This window comes from Burkholderia sp. SIMBA_062 (genome assembly GCF_046534765.1).
Taxonomy (GTDB): domain Bacteria; phylum Pseudomonadota; class Gammaproteobacteria; order Burkholderiales; family Burkholderiaceae; genus Burkholderia; species Burkholderia ambifaria.
The window spans coordinates 37,711-55,529 of the sequence record NZ_JAWRYD010000043.1 but is presented as its reverse complement, the minus strand read 5'-3'; the positions used below and the strand labels follow the sequence as shown (position 1 = coordinate 55,529).

General features: G+C 69.2%; 16 protein-coding genes. 6 read left to right on the top strand and 10 right to left on the bottom strand.

Features of this window, described 5'->3' with window-relative positions:
• Window positions 1-153 precede the first annotated feature (153 nt).
• Window positions 154-417, top strand: a complete 264-nt coding sequence (locus SB786_RS31715) for a PIN domain-containing protein (protein ID WP_410730914.1) — start codon at window positions 154-156, stop codon at window positions 415-417.
• Window positions 418-675: 258 nt separating this feature from the next.
• On the opposite strand, the gene SB786_RS31710 is transcribed toward SB786_RS31715, so the two are convergent.
• The 8 genes from SB786_RS31710 to SB786_RS31675 all read right to left on the bottom strand — a co-directional run bounded on the left by SB786_RS31710 (window position 676) and on the right by SB786_RS31675 (window position 9,788).
• Window positions 676-2,991, bottom strand: coding sequence for a TonB-dependent receptor (locus SB786_RS31710; protein ID WP_410730913.1), 2,316 nt, complete (start codon window positions 2,989-2,991; stop codon window positions 676-678).
• Window positions 2,992-3,188: 197 nt separating this feature from the next.
• Entirely contained in the window at window positions 3,189-4,406 is a 1,218-nt protein-coding gene (locus SB786_RS31705) for an MFS transporter (protein ID WP_410730912.1), read from the bottom strand.
• Window positions 4,403-5,467, bottom strand: coding sequence for an ABC transporter substrate-binding protein (locus SB786_RS31700; RefSeq protein WP_410730911.1), 1,065 nt, complete (start codon window positions 5,465-5,467; stop codon window positions 4,403-4,405). Before SB786_RS31700 ends, SB786_RS31705 begins: the two co-directional genes overlap by 4 nt.
• A gap of 35 nt (window positions 5,468-5,502) precedes the next feature.
• Complete coding sequence (locus SB786_RS31695; RefSeq protein WP_410730910.1) at window positions 5,503-5,913, bottom strand: ExbD/TolR family protein; 411 nt, start codon at window positions 5,911-5,913, stop codon at window positions 5,503-5,505.
• Window positions 5,913-6,629, bottom strand: coding sequence for a MotA/TolQ/ExbB proton channel family protein (locus tag SB786_RS31690; protein WP_410730909.1), 717 nt, complete (start codon window positions 6,627-6,629; stop codon window positions 5,913-5,915). Before SB786_RS31690 ends, SB786_RS31695 begins: the two co-directional genes overlap by 1 nt.
• A 40-nt stretch (window positions 6,630-6,669) precedes the next feature.
• Complete coding sequence (locus SB786_RS31685; protein ID WP_410730908.1) at window positions 6,670-7,485, bottom strand: energy transducer TonB; 816 nt, start codon at window positions 7,483-7,485, stop codon at window positions 6,670-6,672.
• A 33-nt stretch (window positions 7,486-7,518) separates the two neighbouring features.
• Window positions 7,519-8,565, bottom strand: coding sequence for an ABC transporter substrate-binding protein (locus SB786_RS31680; protein WP_410730907.1), 1,047 nt, complete (start codon window positions 8,563-8,565; stop codon window positions 7,519-7,521).
• A gap of 50 nt (window positions 8,566-8,615) precedes the next feature.
• The gene (locus SB786_RS31675; RefSeq protein WP_410730906.1) at window positions 8,616-9,788 is read right to left on the bottom strand and encodes an LLM class flavin-dependent oxidoreductase; all 1,173 of its coding nucleotides are present in this window, start codon (window positions 9,786-9,788) and stop codon (window positions 8,616-8,618) included.
• Between the two features lie 440 nt (window positions 9,789-10,228).
• Here SB786_RS31675 and SB786_RS31670 point away from each other — a divergent pair, with 440 nt between their 5' ends.
• From SB786_RS31670 to SB786_RS31655, 4 genes are read left to right on the top strand one after another with little or no spacing between them, the layout of a single operon-like run.
• Window positions 10,229-11,305, top strand: coding sequence for an ABC transporter substrate-binding protein (locus SB786_RS31670; RefSeq protein WP_410730905.1), 1,077 nt, complete (start codon window positions 10,229-10,231; stop codon window positions 11,303-11,305).
• 31 nt (window positions 11,306-11,336) lie between these two features.
• Entirely contained in the window at window positions 11,337-12,443 is a 1,107-nt protein-coding gene (locus SB786_RS31665; RefSeq protein WP_410730904.1) for a PhnD/SsuA/transferrin family substrate-binding protein, read from the top strand.
• Window positions 12,443-13,261 (top strand): ABC transporter permease, encoded by an 819-nt coding sequence (locus SB786_RS31660; protein ID WP_410730903.1) that lies wholly within the window; start codon window positions 12,443-12,445, stop codon window positions 13,259-13,261. Before SB786_RS31665 ends, SB786_RS31660 begins: the two co-directional genes overlap by 1 nt.
• 22 nt (window positions 13,262-13,283) lie before the next feature.
• Entirely contained in the window at window positions 13,284-14,072 is a 789-nt protein-coding gene (locus SB786_RS31655; RefSeq protein WP_410730902.1) for an ABC transporter permease, read from the top strand.
• Here the strand turns inward: SB786_RS31655 and SB786_RS31650 are convergent.
• Both SB786_RS31650 and SB786_RS31645 read right to left on the bottom strand, forming a co-directional pair.
• Window positions 14,063-15,190 (bottom strand): sigma-54 interaction domain-containing protein, encoded by a 1,128-nt coding sequence (locus SB786_RS31650; RefSeq protein ID WP_410730900.1) that lies wholly within the window; start codon window positions 15,188-15,190, stop codon window positions 14,063-14,065. The two genes, SB786_RS31655 and SB786_RS31650, sit on opposite strands and share 10 nt — an antisense overlap.
• Before the next feature lie 120 nt (window positions 15,191-15,310).
• The gene (locus tag SB786_RS31645) at window positions 15,311-15,991 is read right to left on the bottom strand and encodes a class II aldolase/adducin family protein (protein ID WP_175883922.1); all 681 of its coding nucleotides are present in this window, start codon (window positions 15,989-15,991) and stop codon (window positions 15,311-15,313) included.
• 373 nt (window positions 15,992-16,364) lie between these two features.
• Here SB786_RS31645 and SB786_RS31640 point away from each other — a divergent pair, with 373 nt between their 5' ends.
• A complete protein-coding gene (locus tag SB786_RS31640) occupies window positions 16,365-17,633 on the top strand; it encodes an alpha/beta fold hydrolase (protein ID WP_410730898.1) in 1,269 nt (422 codons plus the stop codon).
• Window positions 17,634-17,819 lie beyond the last annotated feature (186 nt).

Below are 17,819 nucleotides of genomic sequence, written 5' to 3'. Positions count from 1 at the left end.
ATGACAGTACCCTTGGAGCAGATTGCCGATGCACACGAACGCCTCGAGTCTGGTCGAATCATGGGAAAGGCGCTAGTGTACCTATAAGCTCGACGCCTTGGTACAACGTGAGCTCCAGATAGGCGGCATCTTCCAGTCCTTGAGCGCGAATGGGTGCTGCGATCCCGCTACCGGTTCGATCGCCTGCCAATCTTGGCCGCGTTGACCGCGCTGCTCGAGACGCGTGAACTGAGCTTTGAGGCAGAAGGCGCGCTCGAACGCGCGTTGCACTTGTACCGCGAGCATGGCGGGGATTTCGCGGATTGCCTGCACGTCCATCACGCCGGCGCCGCAGGACGGGCACCTCTGCTCACGTTTGACCCGCGCGCGAGCCGCCTGCCCGGAGCCCTGATTATTGCGGCTGGTGCGTGCAGCTGAGCCCCGTCGACTCAGCCGCCGCACCAGCCCGCGAGCGCGCCGATCGACGCGCCGCGCTCAAAGGCAGCAGCGCGTCGTACATCAGCCCGCCGAGCCCTGGCCACGCGAACACGTGCGGTTCTTCACGGCACGACCTCCTCGTCTTATGACAACGTCATGCCGGAATTTTCCACATTCCCAATGTGACAGTTTTGTGGGCCAGCGCTCAACGATGCGCAAAGGATGCCGAAATACTGAATGGCGAAAGCCCATACGCCGTCAGATCTTCGCGGTCAGCGTGATCCCGACCGTGCGCGGATCGCCGTACAGCGTCGGATACGCGCCGTACGACGGTAGCAGCTCGAGCTTCTTGTAGACCTTGTTCGTCAGGTTCGTCACGTAGCCGGTCACGATGTACTTCTGGTTCGGCGTCGTGTACGACACATGCGCGTTCAGCACCGTATAGCCGCCCTGCCACAGCTGCGGCATCGTCTGCCGCGTCGCGCTGAAATACTCGCGGCTGCGGTAGTTCACGTCGCCGCCCGCCGTCAACGTGCCGAACGACACCGGCACGCGATAGTCGAAGCCCGCGTTCAGCGTCGTATGCGGCGAACGTGCGAACGAGTTGCCGACGGCCGTCGGCACGTTGCGGAACTCCGTGTAGCGCGTGTTCAGCATCCCGAGGTTCGCGAACAGGTACAGGCTGTTGACCGGCTGCGCCTTCAGCTCCAACTCGAAGCCGTCCGCGCGCCCTTGCCCCGCATTCGACAGCGTCGACACCGGCGGCCCGCCGAACGGGTTCGGCGCCAGCGCGAACACCTGGATGTCGCGATAGTCGTAGTGGAACACGCTCGCGTTGACGATCAGCCGCTTGTCGAACCATTCGCTCTTGATGCCGACTTCGTAGTCGGTCAGGTGCTCCGGCGACACGGTCGACACCGTGCTCTGCGTATAAGCGTTGCCGTTGTAGCCGCCCGAGCGGAAACCGCGCGCATAGCGGAAATACGCGCGCACGTTGTTGCTGAGCGCGTACTCGGGCGTGAGGTCCCAGGTCGGCGCGCGCCAGGTGTTGGTCTGGTTCTGCCGCGCGCTGACCGCGAGCGGCGACGACACCGACGACGGCGACCACCAGCTGTTCGGATCGCTGAACGTCACGTTGCCCGTATCCTGCAGCCCGGTCAGGTTGATGGTCTTGCGCTCGATCGTGTAGCGCAGCCCGCCCGTCACGTTGAAGCGGTCGGTGAACCGGTACTTGACGCTGCCGAAGATCGCCGCACTCTGCGTGTGCTGCGTGAGGTCGGTCAGATGGTAGTACGCGGGCGACGGCGAGCCCGGCAGCCCGCCGCCGGCGCCCTGCTCGGCCAGTTGCTCGGTAAACAGATGCGTGCCGACGATCCAGCTCAACCGGTCGGTTTGCGGCGATTCGAGCCGCAATTCCTGCGAAAACTGCCGGCTCGACAGGCGGTCGTGCGAGCGCGCCGCATCGAACGGCGAATAGTCCGCGTCGTCCTGATACCAGCGGTGCAGCCCTTCGAACGCGGTGATCGACGTCAGCGACACCGCCGGGTTGATGCGCCAGTGCGCGGTCAGCGACGTGCCCCACGTCGAGATGTGATCGCTCGACGGCGCATTGAGCGACACCGTATACGGATCGCTCGGCCCGACGAAGCCGAACTGGTTCGTGCCGCCGCGCCCCGCGCCCTCCGCGTGCCATGCGTTGCCGCCGCCCGTGTAGTTGCGGCCGTGGATGTTGAACAGGAAGTCGGTGTCCGACGTCGGCACGGCGAGCACCTGGAAGCGCACCGCGTTGTCGTGGAAGCCGCCGAAGCGCCCTTGCTGCACCGTGTTCGTGTAGAAGCTGTCGGCATTCTCGTGATACACCGACACGCGCGCGGCCAGCACGTCGTTCTTGCCGATCGGCCCGCCGATCGCCGCTTCCGCGAGCCGGCTGTTGTATTGGCCGAAGCCGAGCTTGCCGTAGCCGCTCACGTCGAACGTCGGCTTCTGCGACGTGATGCTGAGCGCGCCGCCGACCGTATTCTTGCCCCACAGCGTGCCCTGCGGCCCGCGCAGCACTTCGATGTGGTCGAGGTCGAACAGCGGAAACCCCTGCCCGAACACGCTATTGATGTACACGTCGTCGAAGTACACGCCGATCGGGCTCAGTGACAGGTCCGACGGATCGTTGCTGCCGACGCCGCGCAGGAACCAGCGCGGCCGCTCGCGGCCCTCAGTCGATTGCCCGGTGAAGTTCGGCACGTACTTCGTCACGTCGTTGATCACGCGCAGCTCGTTGTTCTTGATCGCGTCGCCGCTCAGCGCGCTGACCGCGACCGGTACGTCCTGGATACTTTCCTTACGTCGGCGCGCCGTCACGGTCACCGTGCCGAGATTCGTTTCGCGTATGGCCGTGCCGCGGTTCGCACGCACCGCCTTTGATGAAGCCGCAGCCGCGTCGTCCTGCGCCTGTTGCGCCGGCTTCGCGTCCGGCGCCCCCGCCGTCGCCGCGCCATCCTCTGCCCACGCGGGCAACGATACGGCGCCGCCCGTCAGCAGTCCCCCCAGCGCGGTGACGATTAGTTTTTTCCTGAACATCGATGAGTCATCCTGTTTGATCGGTTGAACGCACGTGCGTGCGCGACGCACGGGTTCTCTCATGCAATTCGGATGCCAGCATCGACATGCCCGTCGCACGGGGCTTGCGGCGGCCATGCTGCATCGGTGTTGCTGCATGCGCATCTGTGACGGCAGGCAAACTGCTGGCCACGCAACACCGCCCGCTTCCGAAATCGTCAGGACAGCTTCGCAGGCAGCGCTTGCTTCACGCCGCGATGGCCGTGCGCGAACCGCAGCGCGAGCGCAACCAGCACGACGACCGGCAACCAGCACAGAAACACGGCCCGCAACCCGACGAGCGGCGCGAGCGCGCTGCCGACCAGCGGGCCGCAGAACGCGCCGGTCATCGACGCGAGGTTGTAGAGGCTCGACACCTGGCTCTTGTCGGCCGGATGACGGCCGAGATGCTGCATGTTGACGAGATGCAGCAGCGACGACCCGGCGCACAGCGCGGCGAGCCCCGCGCCGACGATCCACACCTCGCGCGCGAGGCCGAGCGCGAGCAGCCCGGCCACGCCGCCCGCGAGGCTGAGTGCATGGCAGCGGCGCTCGGTCATGCGCTGCGCGACGTGCCCGAGCCCGAACAGCGCGATCACCGCGACCGCGCCCTGCCACGTCAGCAGCGCGACGGCATGCGTCTGCGTGAGGCCGAGCGACTGGATCGCGAGCACCACCGTATAGGTGCCGACGAGCGCGCGCGTCGCGCTGTTCACCGCTTCCACGACGAGCTGCTCGCGTATGTCGCGACTCCACGCGAGCGCGAGCAACGCGCGCAGGCCGCCGGTTTGAAAGGACGCACCACGCGGCGGCGGTTCCGCATCGCCGAGCAACGCACGGCTGAACAACGCCATGCCCGCGAAGCTCGCCGACGCTGCGCAGAACGTCGCGACCGCACCGTGCGTGCCGATCAGCCCACTCGCGAGCCACGGCCCCGCCATGCCCGTTCCGATCGACATCGCCGCGCGATACCAGCCCGCACGGGCGAGGCCGATCTGCGCGAGACGCGCGAGAAACACGCCGTTGATCGACACGATCCGGAACGGGATGCACAGCCCGATCAGTCCCTGCGTGAGCGCGATCAGCGGCCATGCGCCGGTAAACGGCACGACGAGATTGAGCAGCATCGGCCCCATGCTGGCGGCGAAGTACACGCGGCGCGCACCGTAGCGTGCGACGAGCAACCCGGCCGGCAACGTCATCAGCGCGATGCCGAGCGGCTCCATCGCGGCGATGATGCCGAGCCGCGCGTCGTCGACGCCGAGCGCCAGCGCATACAGCGTCGTCGCGAGCTGCGCCATGCTGATCGTCGTGCCGCTCGCGAGCGCGAGCAGCATGAAGCCGCCGGTGAAGCGCTCGCGCCGCCATGCGTCGGCGACGCGTGCCGGCGTGCTCACCGCGACAGCGTCGCGATGCCGTCGAGCGCGCGCCGGTCGATCCACGCGCGCACGTCGAAGTCGGCGGGCAGGAACCGCCAGTCGACCAGGAAGCGCTTGAAATCGTCGAGCGCGGCGATCGACGTTTCGTCGAGATCCGTGCGCAACCGCCGGTGGACGTCCACGCCGTACGCGAGCCGCAGCCAGTCGTGGCCCGAGCCCGTCTCGCGGCCGAGATAGCCGAGCACCTCCTGCTCGTGCTCGCGCGCCCAGCCTTCGACGTCGGTCACGCGTGCGAGGAAGCGGCTGACGATGTCGGGATGGCGTTCGAGCGTCGACGCATTGACGGTCAGCGGCCGCGGCGAGCCGTTGTTGATGCGGATCTGCGGATCGGGATGGAAACCGATGTCGACGACCGGCTGCGCGCCGATCAAGTGTGCGGTTTCGAGCCCGAGCGAACCCTTCACGTAGATTGCATCGACGTCGCCGCGCACCAGCGCGGCCGCCTCGGCCGCATAGAGCCGCCGGCTCGACAGGCTCGCCGGATGGCTGAACGCCGCGTCGCGGGTCGCGGGCGTCGCCACCGGCGCGCGCAGGTTCGACGCCGGAACGTCGACCCATTCGACGTCGCCGGGGCCGAGCCCGTCGAGCGACAGCGCGCTGACGAAGCCGCGCAGCGCCGCCGCGCGGAAGATGTCGATCCGCTCGCCGTCGCGGCGCGGCAGGCCGATGCGGCGCCCGCGCAGGTCCTTCGGCCGCGCGAGGCCGGCTTCCGGCAGCGCGACGATCGCCTGGGCCTCGTCGACCCAGGTCAGCGCGACCACGCGCGTGTCGGCGCCGGACGCGCGCGCCCACAGCGCCGGAATGCTGCCGCCCTGCCGGAACGCGTTGTCGAGCGAATGGTCGACGTGCGCGTGATGCAGCGCCGCGTGCTGGCTTTCCTGCAGCGCGCGCACGGTGATGCCGTCGCCGGCGAATTCGTGATCCAGCCAGCCGAGATGCGCGGCGATGCCGAGCGGTGTCGGCACCGGACAGCGCGTGTACCAGATCGACTGGACGTTGTGTGAAGCGGTCGGGCTCATGAATGCATTCGCAAAAAGGAGTCGTGAAAGGCGCGTCAGCCGCGCGGCGCGGTGAGCACCGACAGCCGCGTGATGCCCGCGTGCTCGATCGCGGCCATCAGCTTCGCGACGGTGCCGTATGGCACGTGCTCGTCGGCCTGCAAGTCGAGCGCGAGGTCGGGCCGGCCGGCCTTCAGCGCGGCCAGCTCGCCCGGCACCGTGTCGAGCGCGACCGCGCGCTTGTCGAGATACACGACGCCGTTGCCGTCGACGCTCACGGTCACGTTCGGCTTGCGGTCGGCCGGCGCGGTGGCGACGGTGTTCGGAAGATTCACGTGCACCGCGTTGTTCAGCAGCGGCGCGGTGACGATGAACGCGACGAGCAGCACGAGCATCACGTCGACGAGCGGCGTGATGTTGATTTCGCTGAGCACGTCGTCGTTGTCGGAGGAGGACGAGAAGGCCATTATGCGAACGCCTCCTGACGCGTATCGTCGGAACGGCGCGCCGGGGCGGCAGCGGGCACGGCGGCCGGCACGCGGAAGCCGGCCTTCTGCGCGAGCGTGACGAAGTCGGTCGCGAACGCGTCGAGATCGGCCGACGCGGCCTTCACGCGGCGCACGAAGAAGTTGTACGCGAGCACGGCCGGCACCGCGACCGCGATGCCGATCCCGGTCGCAACCAGCGCTTCGCCGATCGGGCCGGCCACGACGTCGATGCTCGCCGACGCGCTGTGCGTGATCGCGGTCAGCGCGTGGATGATGCCGAATACGGTGCCGAACAGTCCGACGAACGGCGCGGTGCTGCCGATCGACGCGAGTACCGCGAGCCCCGCTTCCTCGCGCCGGCGCGCGTTGTGAATCTGCTGGCGCAGATGGCGTTCGAGCAGGTCGTGGCGGCTCCAGCTGTGTTCGAGATCGTGCGCGCTGCTCTCGTCGGCGCGCCGCAGCACGTCGAAGCCCGTCGCGGCGAGTTCGCCCACCGGGCTGTTCGCGCCGTCGAGCGCGGCCGCGTCGTGGAAGCTGTTCGCGGCCCAGAACGCGCTGACGAAACGCCGGTTGCGCGCACTCGAGCGCAGGCTGTGGATCGCCTTCACGACGATCAGCGTCCACGTGACGACGGAGAAGACGACGAGCAGCCAGAGCGCGCCCTGGACGATGAAGGTGGTCGGGATAGCGTTCATGATGTGAGTTCCTTGAAAAATTGGCGGGCGGCCCGGCGGGTCAGCCCAGCTTGAAATCGATCGGCACGTTCACCCAGCCGTCGATCGCTTCGTCGCCGCGCTTCGCGGGCACGAAGGTCCAGCGCTTCACGGCAGCCACCGCCGCGCTGTCGAGCAGGCGGCGGCCGCTGCTCGTGCGGACCTCGACCGAATCGGGCGTGCCGCTCGCGAGCACGTGCACGCGCAGCACGACGCGCCCTTCCCAGCCCTGGTCCTGCGCGAACGCCGGATAGTCGGGCGCCGGGTTGCGCAGGTACGCCGCGTCGCCGATCGGCGCGGTTTCGCGCACCGGCGCGGCGGGCGCGGGTGCGAGCGCAGGTGCCTGAGTCTGGGCGGCGGGCACCGCGACAGTCGGCGTCGCCGGCGCAGGTGCAGGTGCGGCTTCGCGCGTCGCCTGCGGCGTGGCAGCCGGCGCCGGACGCGGAACGGCCGCGCGCGGCTTCGGCGGGGTCGGCGCCTGCTTCAACGGCTTCGGCGGCACGACCGGGGGCGGCGGACGCACGGCCTGCGGCAGCGGTTCGGGCGGCCGCGTCAGCTCGACCGTCATCGGCAGCGGCCGGGGCGGCTGCACGGGTGGTGCGGCAGGCACGCGCGCGGCCAGCAGCGCGACGCCCGCATGCAGCGCCGCGACGGCCAGCGCAATCGCTGCCGCGCCGCGCCATCCGTTCGCCGGTGCCGCCCGTGCGTCAACCTGCGCGGACGGCGGCAGCGAAGGCGGCCGCGCAACCGCTGCCACCGTTCGCGGCGCCGCACCTGCAGCACGTACAGCATGCCGGCGCGCGGGCGGCACGCCGTATTCGATCGTCAGCCCTGTCATGTTCGACTCCTTGCAATGACACGCCGCGGCGCGCTACGCGACCCACGCATGGCGGTGCCGGTCGATCTGCGTGAACGGCCCCGGATCGATCCACGCGCGCGCGTCGAAATCGTGTTCGAGAAAGCCCCATTCGACGAGGAAATCCTTGAACGCGACCAGCCCGTCGATCGACGTCGGCGCGAGCCCGGTCTCCAGATGGCGATGCACATCCGCGCCATACGCGTAGCGCACCCACTCGTCGGATGCACGCGTTTCGCGGCCGATATAGGCGACCGTCTCCGCCGGATGGCGCGCGGCCCAGTCGCCCGCGCCGACCACGACCGACAGGAAGCGGCTCACGAGATCGGGGCGCGCGTCGATCAGCGCGCGATCGACGGTCAGCGTGCGCGGCGTGCCGTTGCCGATCCGCACCAGCGGATCGGGATGCGCGCCGAGATCGATGACGACCTGCGCATCGATCAGATGCACGGTTTCCAGCCCGGCCACGCCCTTCACGAACACCGCGTCGACGTCGCCGCGCACGAGCGCCGCGATCTCGAGCCCGTATTCGTGCGGGCTGCGCGTGAACGACGCGGGCCCGGTACGGCGCTCGCGCGTGTCGGGCAGGTCGACCCATTCGGCGTCGCCGTGGCCGAGCCCTTCCAGTTCGAGCGCGCTCAGGAACCCCTTCAGCGCGGCCGCGCGCCAGAAGTCGATGCTGATCGGATGGCGCGGCAAGCCGAGCCGCCGGCCGCGCAGGTCGCGCGCGGTGCGAATGCCGCGCTCGGGCAGCGTGACGATCGCCTGGAATTCGTTGGTCCACGATAGGCCGATCACGCGCGTATCGGCGCCGCGGGCCCGCGCCCACAGCGCGGGAATGTTGCCGCCCTGCCGGAACGAGTGCGGCAGGCTGTGATCGAAATGCGATTCGCGCTTGTCCGCGTCGAGCGTCTCCTGCAGCGAATGCAGCGCGATGCCGTCCGGCCCGAACTCTTCGTCGAACCAGCCGCGATGCACGGCGATGCCGAGCGCGGTCGGCACCGGGCAGCGCGTGTACCAGAGTGCATCGCAAGCCGTGGCCTGCGCAGCGAGTGTCGTCATGGTGAGTGTCCTTGTCGTTGTCGTTGATGCGTGGCGGCAGGCCATCGCGCTCAGGCGCCGGCCACGCGCAGCGCCGCGTGCGTGCCGCGCGCGTTCAGCGCGCCTTCGACGAGCGGCAGCACTTCCTCGCCCACGCGGTACGCCTCTTCGAGATGCGGGTTGCTCGCGAGGATGAACGTCGACACGCCGATCTCGACGTATTCCGCGAGCCGCTCGGCCACCTGCTCGTGGCTGCCGACGATCACGCAGCCGGGGCCGCCGCGGATCTGCGACATCCCGGCCCACAGGTTCGGGCCGACGATCAGGTCGTCGAAGTGCTGCGTATTGCCCTGGTGCAGCGCGAACTGGCGTTTCGCGCCGACCGATTCCGACGCTTCGCCGCGCCCGCCGAAGCCGTTGCGCGTCGTGTCGCCCACCGTCGCGAACATCTGCCGCAGCTCGGCCCACGCCTGCTCCTCGGTCTCGCGCGCGAGGATGTCGATACGCATGCCGAAGCGCAGGTCGCGCTCGGCGTTCTGCCGGTCGAGCGCGCGGCGCGCCGCATCGATCACTTCCTTCTGCTTCGCGAGCGGCTCGCCCCAGCTCAGGTGCACGTCGCCGTGCTTCGCGGCGACCGCGAGCGCCGCGTCGCTCGCGCCGGCCAGATAGATCCGCGGCGGCTTCTGGCCGCTCAGCGGCGGCAGCAATCCGCCCTCCTCGACGCGATAGAAGCGGCCGTCGAACGTGAACGGCGCGCCGGCCGCGACGCCCTTCACGACGTCGAGGAATTCGTCGGTGCGCGCATAGCGGCTGTCGTGATCGATGAAGTCGCCGTACGCGCGCTGATCGGGCCCGCCGCCGCCCGTGACGACGTTCCACTCGACGCGGCCGCGGCTGATCCGCTGCAGGCTCGCGGCCATTTGCGCCGCATAGACCGGATGCACGAAATGCGGCTGCAGCGCGATCAGCAGCCGCAGCCGGCGCGTCTCGCGCGCCAGCGCGGCCGCCACGACCCACGGCTCCTCGGTGAAGCGGAAGATCGGAATCAGCGCGCCGTGAAAGCCGGCGATGTCGGCCGCGCGCGCGACCTGCGACAGATAGTCGATGTAGCCGAAATCGTCGTCGTCGACTTTCGGCGCGACGCGCGACGCGCGCTGGCGATTCCATTCGCCGCGCGTATGCAGATCGTGTGCGCGCCGGCCGTCGCCGTGCATCGGCAGGCGCCACAGAAATTCAACAGCCATCGGGATTCTCCTTGTCGGCCCGTTCGGATTGCGTGCGGCACCGGCGTGCCGCGCGTATGCAGCGCTGTAAAGCACGCGGTGTGCCAATGGGCACGTGCCGACGCTCGCGTGGCTGCCGGCGAATGCGCGCGGCGCCTTGCGGGCCGGGGTGCGCGGCGATTCGAATCACGTGCGCCGGTTGCCGCCGGACATGTCGCGACACGCGTACGCGCCGCTGCTGCATCCGCCGCACCGGTGCTGCGCGCGCAACAGCACCCGACGCGACTGTTGCTCACGCAACAACACATTCGGCGACCGCGGTGCCGTGCGTCGCCCGTGATGCCCGCGCCGCCGGCCGCACGGCGGTTTCCGTTCACTGGCCCGGAACTTGCAACGTGGAACGGCCCGCGCGTGCGACACCGCGCCTCGACCACGCTTACCCAGACAGGGGAATCTCACACATGACAGACAGGCCCGATTCGTCATCGGACAAGCAGCAGACGTTCTGGTACGCCCGATCGCCGGTGCCGACGCCGCTCGGCATCGCCGTGCATCTCGGCTGGCTCAACGGCGAGACATCGGCCGACGGCGTCGCGATCCGCTCGCCGCGCGGCGCCACGCGGCACGACGTATCGTCGATCAGCGACCACTCGCTCGCGCAATCGTTTCGCCAGGGCGGCAGCATCCCCGCGATGTGGGCGCGCTCGAACGACGCGAACACGCGCGTGATCGGGCTGTCGTGGGTCGACGAATCGCAGCTGATCCTCGCGCGGCCCGAGTCGGGCATCCGCTCCGTGAAGGCGTTGCGCGGGCGCCGGATCGCGATCCCGAGCCGCCCCGACGATCGCATCGACATCTTTCGTGCGTCGGCGCTGCGCGGCTTCGTCAACGCGCTGAGCCTCGACGGGCTGACGCTCGGCGACGTCGAACGCGTCGACGTGCGCGCCCGCACGCTGCAGGCCGTCGGGCCCGCGCGCGCGGCGAGCCTGTTCGCATCGCCACAAGGGTTTTCGAGCCGCGCGCTGTATGCGGCTGAAGCCGGCGCGCTGCTGCGCGGCGAAGTCGATGCGATCTACGTGAAGGGCTCGACGGGCCTTGAAATCGCGCAACTGATCGGCGCGCACGTCGTGATCGACATCGGCTTCCATCCGGAGCGCTCGATCCGCAACAACAACGGCACGCCGCGCCCGCTGACCGTCAACGCGGACGTGCTCGCGAACCATCCCGACATCGTCGCCGGCTTCCTGAAACTCGTGGTCGCCGCCGGCGAGTGGGCCGGCACGCATCCCGACGAAACCGCGCACTACGTGGCCGGCGAAACCGCGTCGTCGATCGACTGGGTGCGCGCCGCGTACGGCAATCAGCTGCACCGGCACCTCGGCGTCAATCTCGACGACGAATCGGTCGCCGCGCTCGACGAGTTCAAGACGTTCCTGCACGACCACGGTTTTCTGGAAGCCGACTTCGACGTCGCCGACTGGATCGATCCGCGCCCGCTCGCCGACGTGCTGCGGCCGTCGTTGCAGAAACGTGCGTGAGCCCCTTTACCGTTCACTGTTCGGGACCATCATGAAACCCACACTCTCCGTCGCGTCGCTGCATCGCCCGCTGCGCGCGCTGCTCGCCGCGCTGCCGTTGGCCGTCGCGTCGCTCGTCGCCCCCGCCGCCCACGCGCAAGACGCGCCCAAGGTCGTGCGGATCGCCGTCGTCGCGTATTCGAGCGGCGGCAAGACGCAATACGCGGGCGCCTCCGCGCTGATCGACGCCGACAAGTCGCTCGAAAAAGCGCTCGCCGCGCGGCACGTGACGCTGCAATGGGTGCCGGTGTCGACCGCGGCGGTCGGCACGCTCGTCAACGAGGCATTCACGAACGGCAGCATCGATTTCGCGGGCTACGGCGACCTGCCGTCGGTCGTCGTCAACGCATCGGGCACGCACACGCGCCTGATCGTGCCCGGCGGCGTCGGCAGCAACACGTATCTCGTCGTGCCGGCCGGCTCGACCGCGAAGTCGATCGTCGATCTCAAGGGCAAGCGCATCGCGCTCAATCGCGGCCGGCCGTGGGAAGTGCCGTTCAGCAAGCTGCTCGCCGAGAACGGGCTGAAGCTGTCCGACTTCAAGATCTACAACCTCGATCCGCAGGCCGGCGCGGCAGCCGTCGCGGCCGGCCGCGTCGACGGCTTCTTCACGCTGTCCGACGCGTATTCGCTCGTCGACAAGCGGGTCGGCAAGATCATCTGGTCGACCAAGACCGCGCCCGACGACTGGAAGATGCGCGCGGAACTGTGGGCGTCCGACGATTTCGTGCGGCGCTACCCCGACATCACGCAGATCGTCGCGACGGCCTACGTACGGGCTGCGCACTGGATCTCGCAGCCGCAGAACCGCGACGCGTACGTGAAGATCCTGAGCGCGTCGGGCCAGCCCGAAAGCGTCGTGCGTCGCGAATACGCGGACGAAGCGACGCCGTGGAAGGAGCAATGGACGCCGCTCTTCACGCCGGCGCTGACCGGTCACTACCGCGACGTCGTCGCGTACAGCCGCCAGGCCCGGCTGACGTCCGCGCCGGTCGACGTGAACGCGCTGCTCGCGCCGACCTTCGTGTCGACCGCGCTCAAGCAGCTCGGCCTCGACGGCTACTGGCGCGCCGACGCCCCGCGCGTCGCGAGCCGCTGATGGCGATGCGCGCCCTCGCCCCGAACGGCTTGCGCGCGGCGGTTCGCCTGCCGAGCATCGCGCGGCTCGGCGAGCACGCGCTATGGTGGATCACGCCCGTCGCATTCGCCGCGCTGTGGTGGCTCGCGAGCGCGCAGCGCTGGTTCCCGCCGCAGCTCGTCGTGCCGCCCGGCCGCCTCGCGGCGACGCTGCGCACGCTGCTCGACACCGGCGAACTGCGGGACAATCTGTCGATCACGCTGCATCGTCTCGCACTCGGTTTCGCGATCGGCGCGACCGGCGGCGCCGCGTTCGGCATCCTGCTCGCGCGCAGCCGGCTGTTCGCCGACTACCTGCGGCCGACCTTCGACCTGTTGCGGCAATTGCCCACGCTCACGCTGATTCCGCTGCTGATCCTGCTGATCGGCGTCGACGAACCGTTGAAGCTCGTCGTGGTCGGCAAGGCCGTGTTCTTCCCGGTCGCGCTGGCCGCGTACACGGGCGTGCACGACGCGCCGCGCGATCTCGTCGAGATGGCGCGCCACTACGGGCTCGGTCGCTTCGCACTGCTGCGCGACGTGCTGCTGCCGGCCGCGCTGCCGCCGCTGCTGACCGGCGTGCGGATCGCGCTCGCGCGTGCGTGGCTCGCGCTCGTCGCGGTCGAGCTGCTCAGCGCGGACAGCGGTATCGGCCAGATGATGGAACTCGCGCGCCAGATGCTGCGGCTCGACGTGGTGCTCGTCGACGTCGCGGCGATCGGGCTGATCGGCTTCGCACTCGACCGCTCGATCGCGCTCGTCCAACGTTACGCGTTGCGCTGGCAGACGCCTGCGCGATGATCCCGACCGGAATCGCTTCGGAATGACCTTCGTGACCCGCACTTTCTCGCTCGCCCCGCTACGCCGCCGCGCACGCGGCCTCGTCGTGCCCGCCTTGCTGCTGGCCGCCTGGCAAACCGCATCGTCCGGCGACGCGGCCCATCAATATGCGTTCGTGCCGTTGCAGCAGGTCGGCGCCACGCTCGTCGAACTCACCCGCAGCGGCGAACTCGCGACCGATCTCGGCGCGAGCCTGCGCCGTACGACGCTCGGGCTCTGGTTCGGCGTCGCGTTCGGGCTCGTGTTCGGCGCGGCGATGGCGCGTTCGCCGCTCGCGCGCAAGCTCGGCGAACCGACGTTCCAGGCGCTGCGCTACGTACCGCTGCTCGGGCTGATTCCGCTGCTGAGCCTGTGGGCCGGCACCGGCGAATTCGCGAAGGTGTTCATCATCGCGCTCGCCGCGTTCTACCCGATGACCACCGCCAGCTTCGACGGGCTGCGCCGCGTCGATCCGCGCTATGTCGAACTCGCGCAGTCGTATCGCCTGACCCGCATCGGCCTGTGGCGCGACGTGCTGATCCCCGGTGCGTTGCCCGACCTGTTCGCGGGCGTGCTGCAGGCCGTGCCATTCGCATGGATCACCGCGACGAGCAGCGAGCTGCTGTTCAACACGGGTGCGGGGGTCGGCAGCCTGATGCAGAACGCGCAGGCCGGCGCGCGCGCCGACGTGCTGCTGGTGTGCGTGCTGGGCGTCACGGCGCTGGCCGTCGGCATGAGTGCGTTATGCGAGCGGATCGCGCAGCGCGCGCTGCGCTGGCGCGATCACGCCTGACGGCGCAGCCGCGCGTCGGCGTCGCCGCCGTCGCCCGCGTCGCGCGGCTTCAGAATGCCGAGCTGCGCGAGCCGCGCGCGGACGATGTTGCGCGACTGGTCGAGCAGGCGCGACATCCGCAACTGGTTCTGCTCGCTATAGTCGAACACGCTGCGGTACACGGTGTCCTCGATGTGTTGCCACAGCGCCGGCGTGCCGAGATCCAGCAGTTCGATCACCGCGTGGCGCAGCGCATCGGTCGCTTCGGCCACGTCGCGCGCGCGGCGCGGCGGGGCGGCGGCCGCGCCCGGTGCGTCGGCCGGGTCGGGCGCGAGCGACAGCGCCGAGAATTGCAGATCGCCGACATCGATCGCCCCGCCTGCGCAGATCAGCATCGCGTGGTGAATCACGTTCTCCAGTTCGCGGATGTTGCCGGGCCATGCGTGCGCATGCAGCCGCGCACGGGCGGCGTCGGTCAGCGTCGGCGCGCTCACGCGCAGCCGCTTCGCGTAGGTATCGATGAAGTGTTCGATCAGCGGCGCGATGTCGCCGGGCCGCTCGCGCAGCGGCAGCAGGCTCAGCTTCACGACGTTGAGCCGGTAGTACAGATCCTCGCGGAAATTGCCCGCGCGCACCGCGGCTTCGAGATTCACGTTGGTCGCCGCGACGAGCCGCACGTCGATCTTCACGGTCTTGCGCGAGCCGACCGGCGTCACCTCGCGCTCCTGCAGCACGCGCAGCAGCTTGACCTGCGCGGACAGCGGCAGGTCACCCACTTCATCGAGAAACAGCGTGCCGCGATTCGCGGATTCGAACCAGCCGGGCTGGCTGTTGATCGCGCCGGTGAACGCACCGCGCTCGTGGCCGAACAGCTCGCTTTCGATCAGCGTTTCCGAAAACGCGCCGCAGTTGACCGCGACGAACGGCCCGTCGTGGCGCTCGCTCAGCGAATGCACGAGACGCGCGATCAGCTCCTTGCCCGTGCCGCTCTCGCCGGTGACGAGCACCGTCGCATCGCTCGGCGCGACGAGCTGGATGCGCTCGAGCAGCACCCGCGATTTGGGATCGTCGAACGTCAGTGCCTTCGCGCGAATCGTGATCGCGTGCGAAGTCGGGTCCGGCAAGCTGAAGATGGCCATGGCACGACCGGCGTGTTGAACGGGGAAGGTTCGACGATAGCAAGGCGCACGCCGGCCACGAACCAATTCATCGAGCTATCGGTATGACGGCGGCCGGATTGCGCCGGCCGCCGCGCGGCATCATGCGAGGCCGGTCATCTTCCATTGCTGTTCGAGCGCGCCCGGCCCGAATTCGAGCGAGCCGCCGAGCGGTTCCGCGAGCGCCTGGAAATACGCGGCTTCCTCGAGGATCAGAATGTACTTCGACACGTCGAGGATCGACTTGCCCCAAAACGTCGCGCCGCCGTTCGCCTCGATGATCGCCGGCACGTCGGGATCGCGCCGGATCGTGTCGACGATGAAGCGCGGCTCGCCGGGGCGACGATCGACGTAGACGGGGATTTCTCGCGCGCGCGTGTAGCGTGCGGCCGGCGCGTAACGGATCGGCAGCGGACGATGCGCGCTCGCCCACGCGCCGAGATACGGGCCGTGCACGTGGATCACGACATCGACTTCCGGCGCCTCGCGGAATACGCCCGCGTAGCGCGGGCCGTGGCCGCCCGCGCGCGCATCGCCGTGCAGCACGTCGCCGTCGAGCGTCACGACGACCGGCTGGACTTCCTGCGACGCGGCCCAAGGGCTCGGCGCCGACAGCGCGACGACGAGCTCCGTGCCCGGCACGCGCTGGAACGCCTGGAACGTGTTGGTGGCGCTGAGCGTGCGCGTTTCCTTCAGCACGCGCGCGGCCTGCGCGAATTCGCGCGTCGCGCGTTCGACGAAAGCCACGAGTTCGCCGCTGTCGATGGCTTGGGTGACGGACATAGGAAGTTTCCTTGATCGGTTGAACGGATGGGCTCGCGTCGCAACGCCGCGACGCACGGCAACGAATCAGCAGCAATCGTGCCAGCGTGGCGACGTGCATATCGAAGGCCGGCTGGCGCAGCTCGGGCGCGCGATGCCCGACTTGCGCAGTGCAGCCCGCGCATACGCATCTGCTGCGCAAGCAACAACGTGCCGGCCGGGATTGCTGCACGACACGCAGCCGATACGCGTGTGCGATGCGCGCGGCATCGACCGATCGCCTGTCGTGCCGCGCGTTGCATGCGCAACGATCCTGCTGGTTCGAAACTTGCATCGCACTCCGCCCGCGCCGGCATCGGCCGGCGCCTCCGATCTCATCGACCTCCATCCGACCATGACGCTTTTTTCTCTGCGCGACCTCGCCGCGCGCACTCTCCTCGTATCGGCACTCGCCCTGCCTTCCGTCGTCTCGCTCGCTGCGTCGCCCACCCGCGTCCCAGCTCCGGACCCTTTGCAGGGCGACGGTCGCGTATCCGCGTTCTACACGTGGGACCGCGACATTCCGGCCCAGCCCGGCGTGCTGCTACGCACCGAACCGCTGCCCGCGACGCTCGGGCTCGCGAGCGCCGGGCGGCAACTGCGCATCCTGTACGCGTCGACCGACGGCGTCGGCGGCCGCACGCCGATCGCCGTGTCGGGCGCGCTGTTCGTGCCGCGCGGCACGCCGCCGGCCGGCGGCTGGCCGATCGTCGCGTGGGCGCATGGCACGTTCGGGATGGCCGACATCTGCGCGCCATCGTGGTTCGGCCGCTCGTATCGCGACGTGCGCTACCTGAACGCTTGGCTTCAACAAGGGTTCGCGGTGGTCGCAACTGACTATCAGGGGCTCGGCACGCCCGGCCCGAATCCGCAGCTCAACAACCGCTCGAACAGCTACACGCTGCTCGACAGCGTGCGCGCGGTGCTCGCCGGCGTGCCGGGCCTCGCGAACGAGATCGTGCTCGTCGGCCAGTCGCAAGGCGGCTCGGCCGTGATCGCGGCGGCCGGCTACGCGCCGGTCTATGCGCCCGAACTGGCGATCCGCGCAACCGTCGCGACCGGCACGATCTACAACGCGTCGCACGCCACGCTCGCGTCGCTGCCGAAGTTTGAGACGACCTACCGACGCGACCCCGAGCGCGCCGATCCGACGCTCGCGTACCAGTTCTACTCGGTGCTGTCCGCACAGCAGATCGACCCGTCGCTACGCGCCGACGAAGTGCTGACCGACACCGCGCTGCCGATCCTCGAACAGGCACGCATCAGTTGCCTCGCGTCGCTCGAGGACGACGCGGCGCTCGCGCACCTCACGCACGCGAACACCGTGAAGCCGGGCGGCGATGCGCGGCTGAAGGCATGGTGGGACGACTATCTGAAGTATCCGACGCTGAAAATAGCGACACCCGTCTTTATAGGCGCGGGCGCGGACGACGGGCTCGCGCCGCTCGAACTCGCACTCGCGAAGGATGCGTGCGCGGCCGGCACGACGGTCGAGGCACACCTGTATGCGGGCCGCGAGCACAACGGCACCGTGAACGCGTCGCTCGCCGATTCGATTCCGTTCGTGAAGCGTGTGCTCGCCGGCGACAGAATTCGGTCCATCTGCGCACCCGAACCACAATAAGCGCGCCGCTATCGTGGCGGCCCATGCCCTGTTCCGGCGGCGGCGTACGTTGTCAATGCAATGCAGATTGCGGTCGAACGCCGCAAGCAGGAATGGCGTTCGGACCATTTCGTTCGGCAGGCCACCGTCAACAGGCGTATCTCAGCGTCGTCGCCGACGCCCACGACTACGGGTACCGCGCGGCTA

Excerpts from the sequence above, each read along its gene's own strand:
- SB786_RS31640 (WP_410730898.1), top strand. The coding sequence starts at position 16,365 with ATGACGCTTTTTTCTCTGCGCGACCTCGCCGCGCGCACTCTCCTCGTA.
- SB786_RS31700 (WP_410730911.1), bottom strand. The coding sequence starts at position 5,467 with ATGAGCCCGACCGCTTCACACAACGTCCAGTCGATCTGGTACACGCGC.
- SB786_RS31650 (WP_410730900.1), bottom strand. The coding sequence starts at position 15,190 with ATGGCCATCTTCAGCTTGCCGGACCCGACTTCGCACGCGATCACGATT.
- SB786_RS31665 (WP_410730904.1), top strand. The coding sequence starts at position 11,337 with ATGAAACCCACACTCTCCGTCGCGTCGCTGCATCGCCCGCTGCGCGCG.
- SB786_RS31695 (WP_410730910.1), bottom strand. The coding sequence starts at position 5,913 with ATGGCCTTCTCGTCCTCCTCCGACAACGACGACGTGCTCAGCGAAATC.
- SB786_RS31680 (WP_410730907.1), bottom strand. The coding sequence starts at position 8,565 with ATGACGACACTCGCTGCGCAGGCCACGGCTTGCGATGCACTCTGGTAC.
- SB786_RS31710 (WP_410730913.1), bottom strand. The coding sequence starts at position 2,991 with ATGTTCAGGAAAAAACTAATCGTCACCGCGCTGGGGGGACTGCTGACG.
- SB786_RS31645 (WP_175883922.1), bottom strand. The coding sequence starts at position 15,991 with ATGTCCGTCACCCAAGCCATCGACAGCGGCGAACTCGTGGCTTTCGTC.
- SB786_RS31655 (WP_410730902.1), top strand. The coding sequence starts at position 13,284 with ATGACCTTCGTGACCCGCACTTTCTCGCTCGCCCCGCTACGCCGCCGC.
- SB786_RS31675 (WP_410730906.1), bottom strand. The coding sequence starts at position 9,788 with ATGGCTGTTGAATTTCTGTGGCGCCTGCCGATGCACGGCGACGGCCGG.
- SB786_RS31670 (WP_410730905.1), top strand. The coding sequence starts at position 10,229 with ATGACAGACAGGCCCGATTCGTCATCGGACAAGCAGCAGACGTTCTGG.
- SB786_RS31690 (WP_410730909.1), bottom strand. The coding sequence starts at position 6,629 with ATGAACGCTATCCCGACCACCTTCATCGTCCAGGGCGCGCTCTGGCTG.
- SB786_RS31685 (WP_410730908.1), bottom strand. The coding sequence starts at position 7,485 with ATGACAGGGCTGACGATCGAATACGGCGTGCCGCCCGCGCGCCGGCAT.
- SB786_RS31660 (WP_410730903.1), top strand. The coding sequence starts at position 12,443 with ATGGCGATGCGCGCCCTCGCCCCGAACGGCTTGCGCGCGGCGGTTCGC.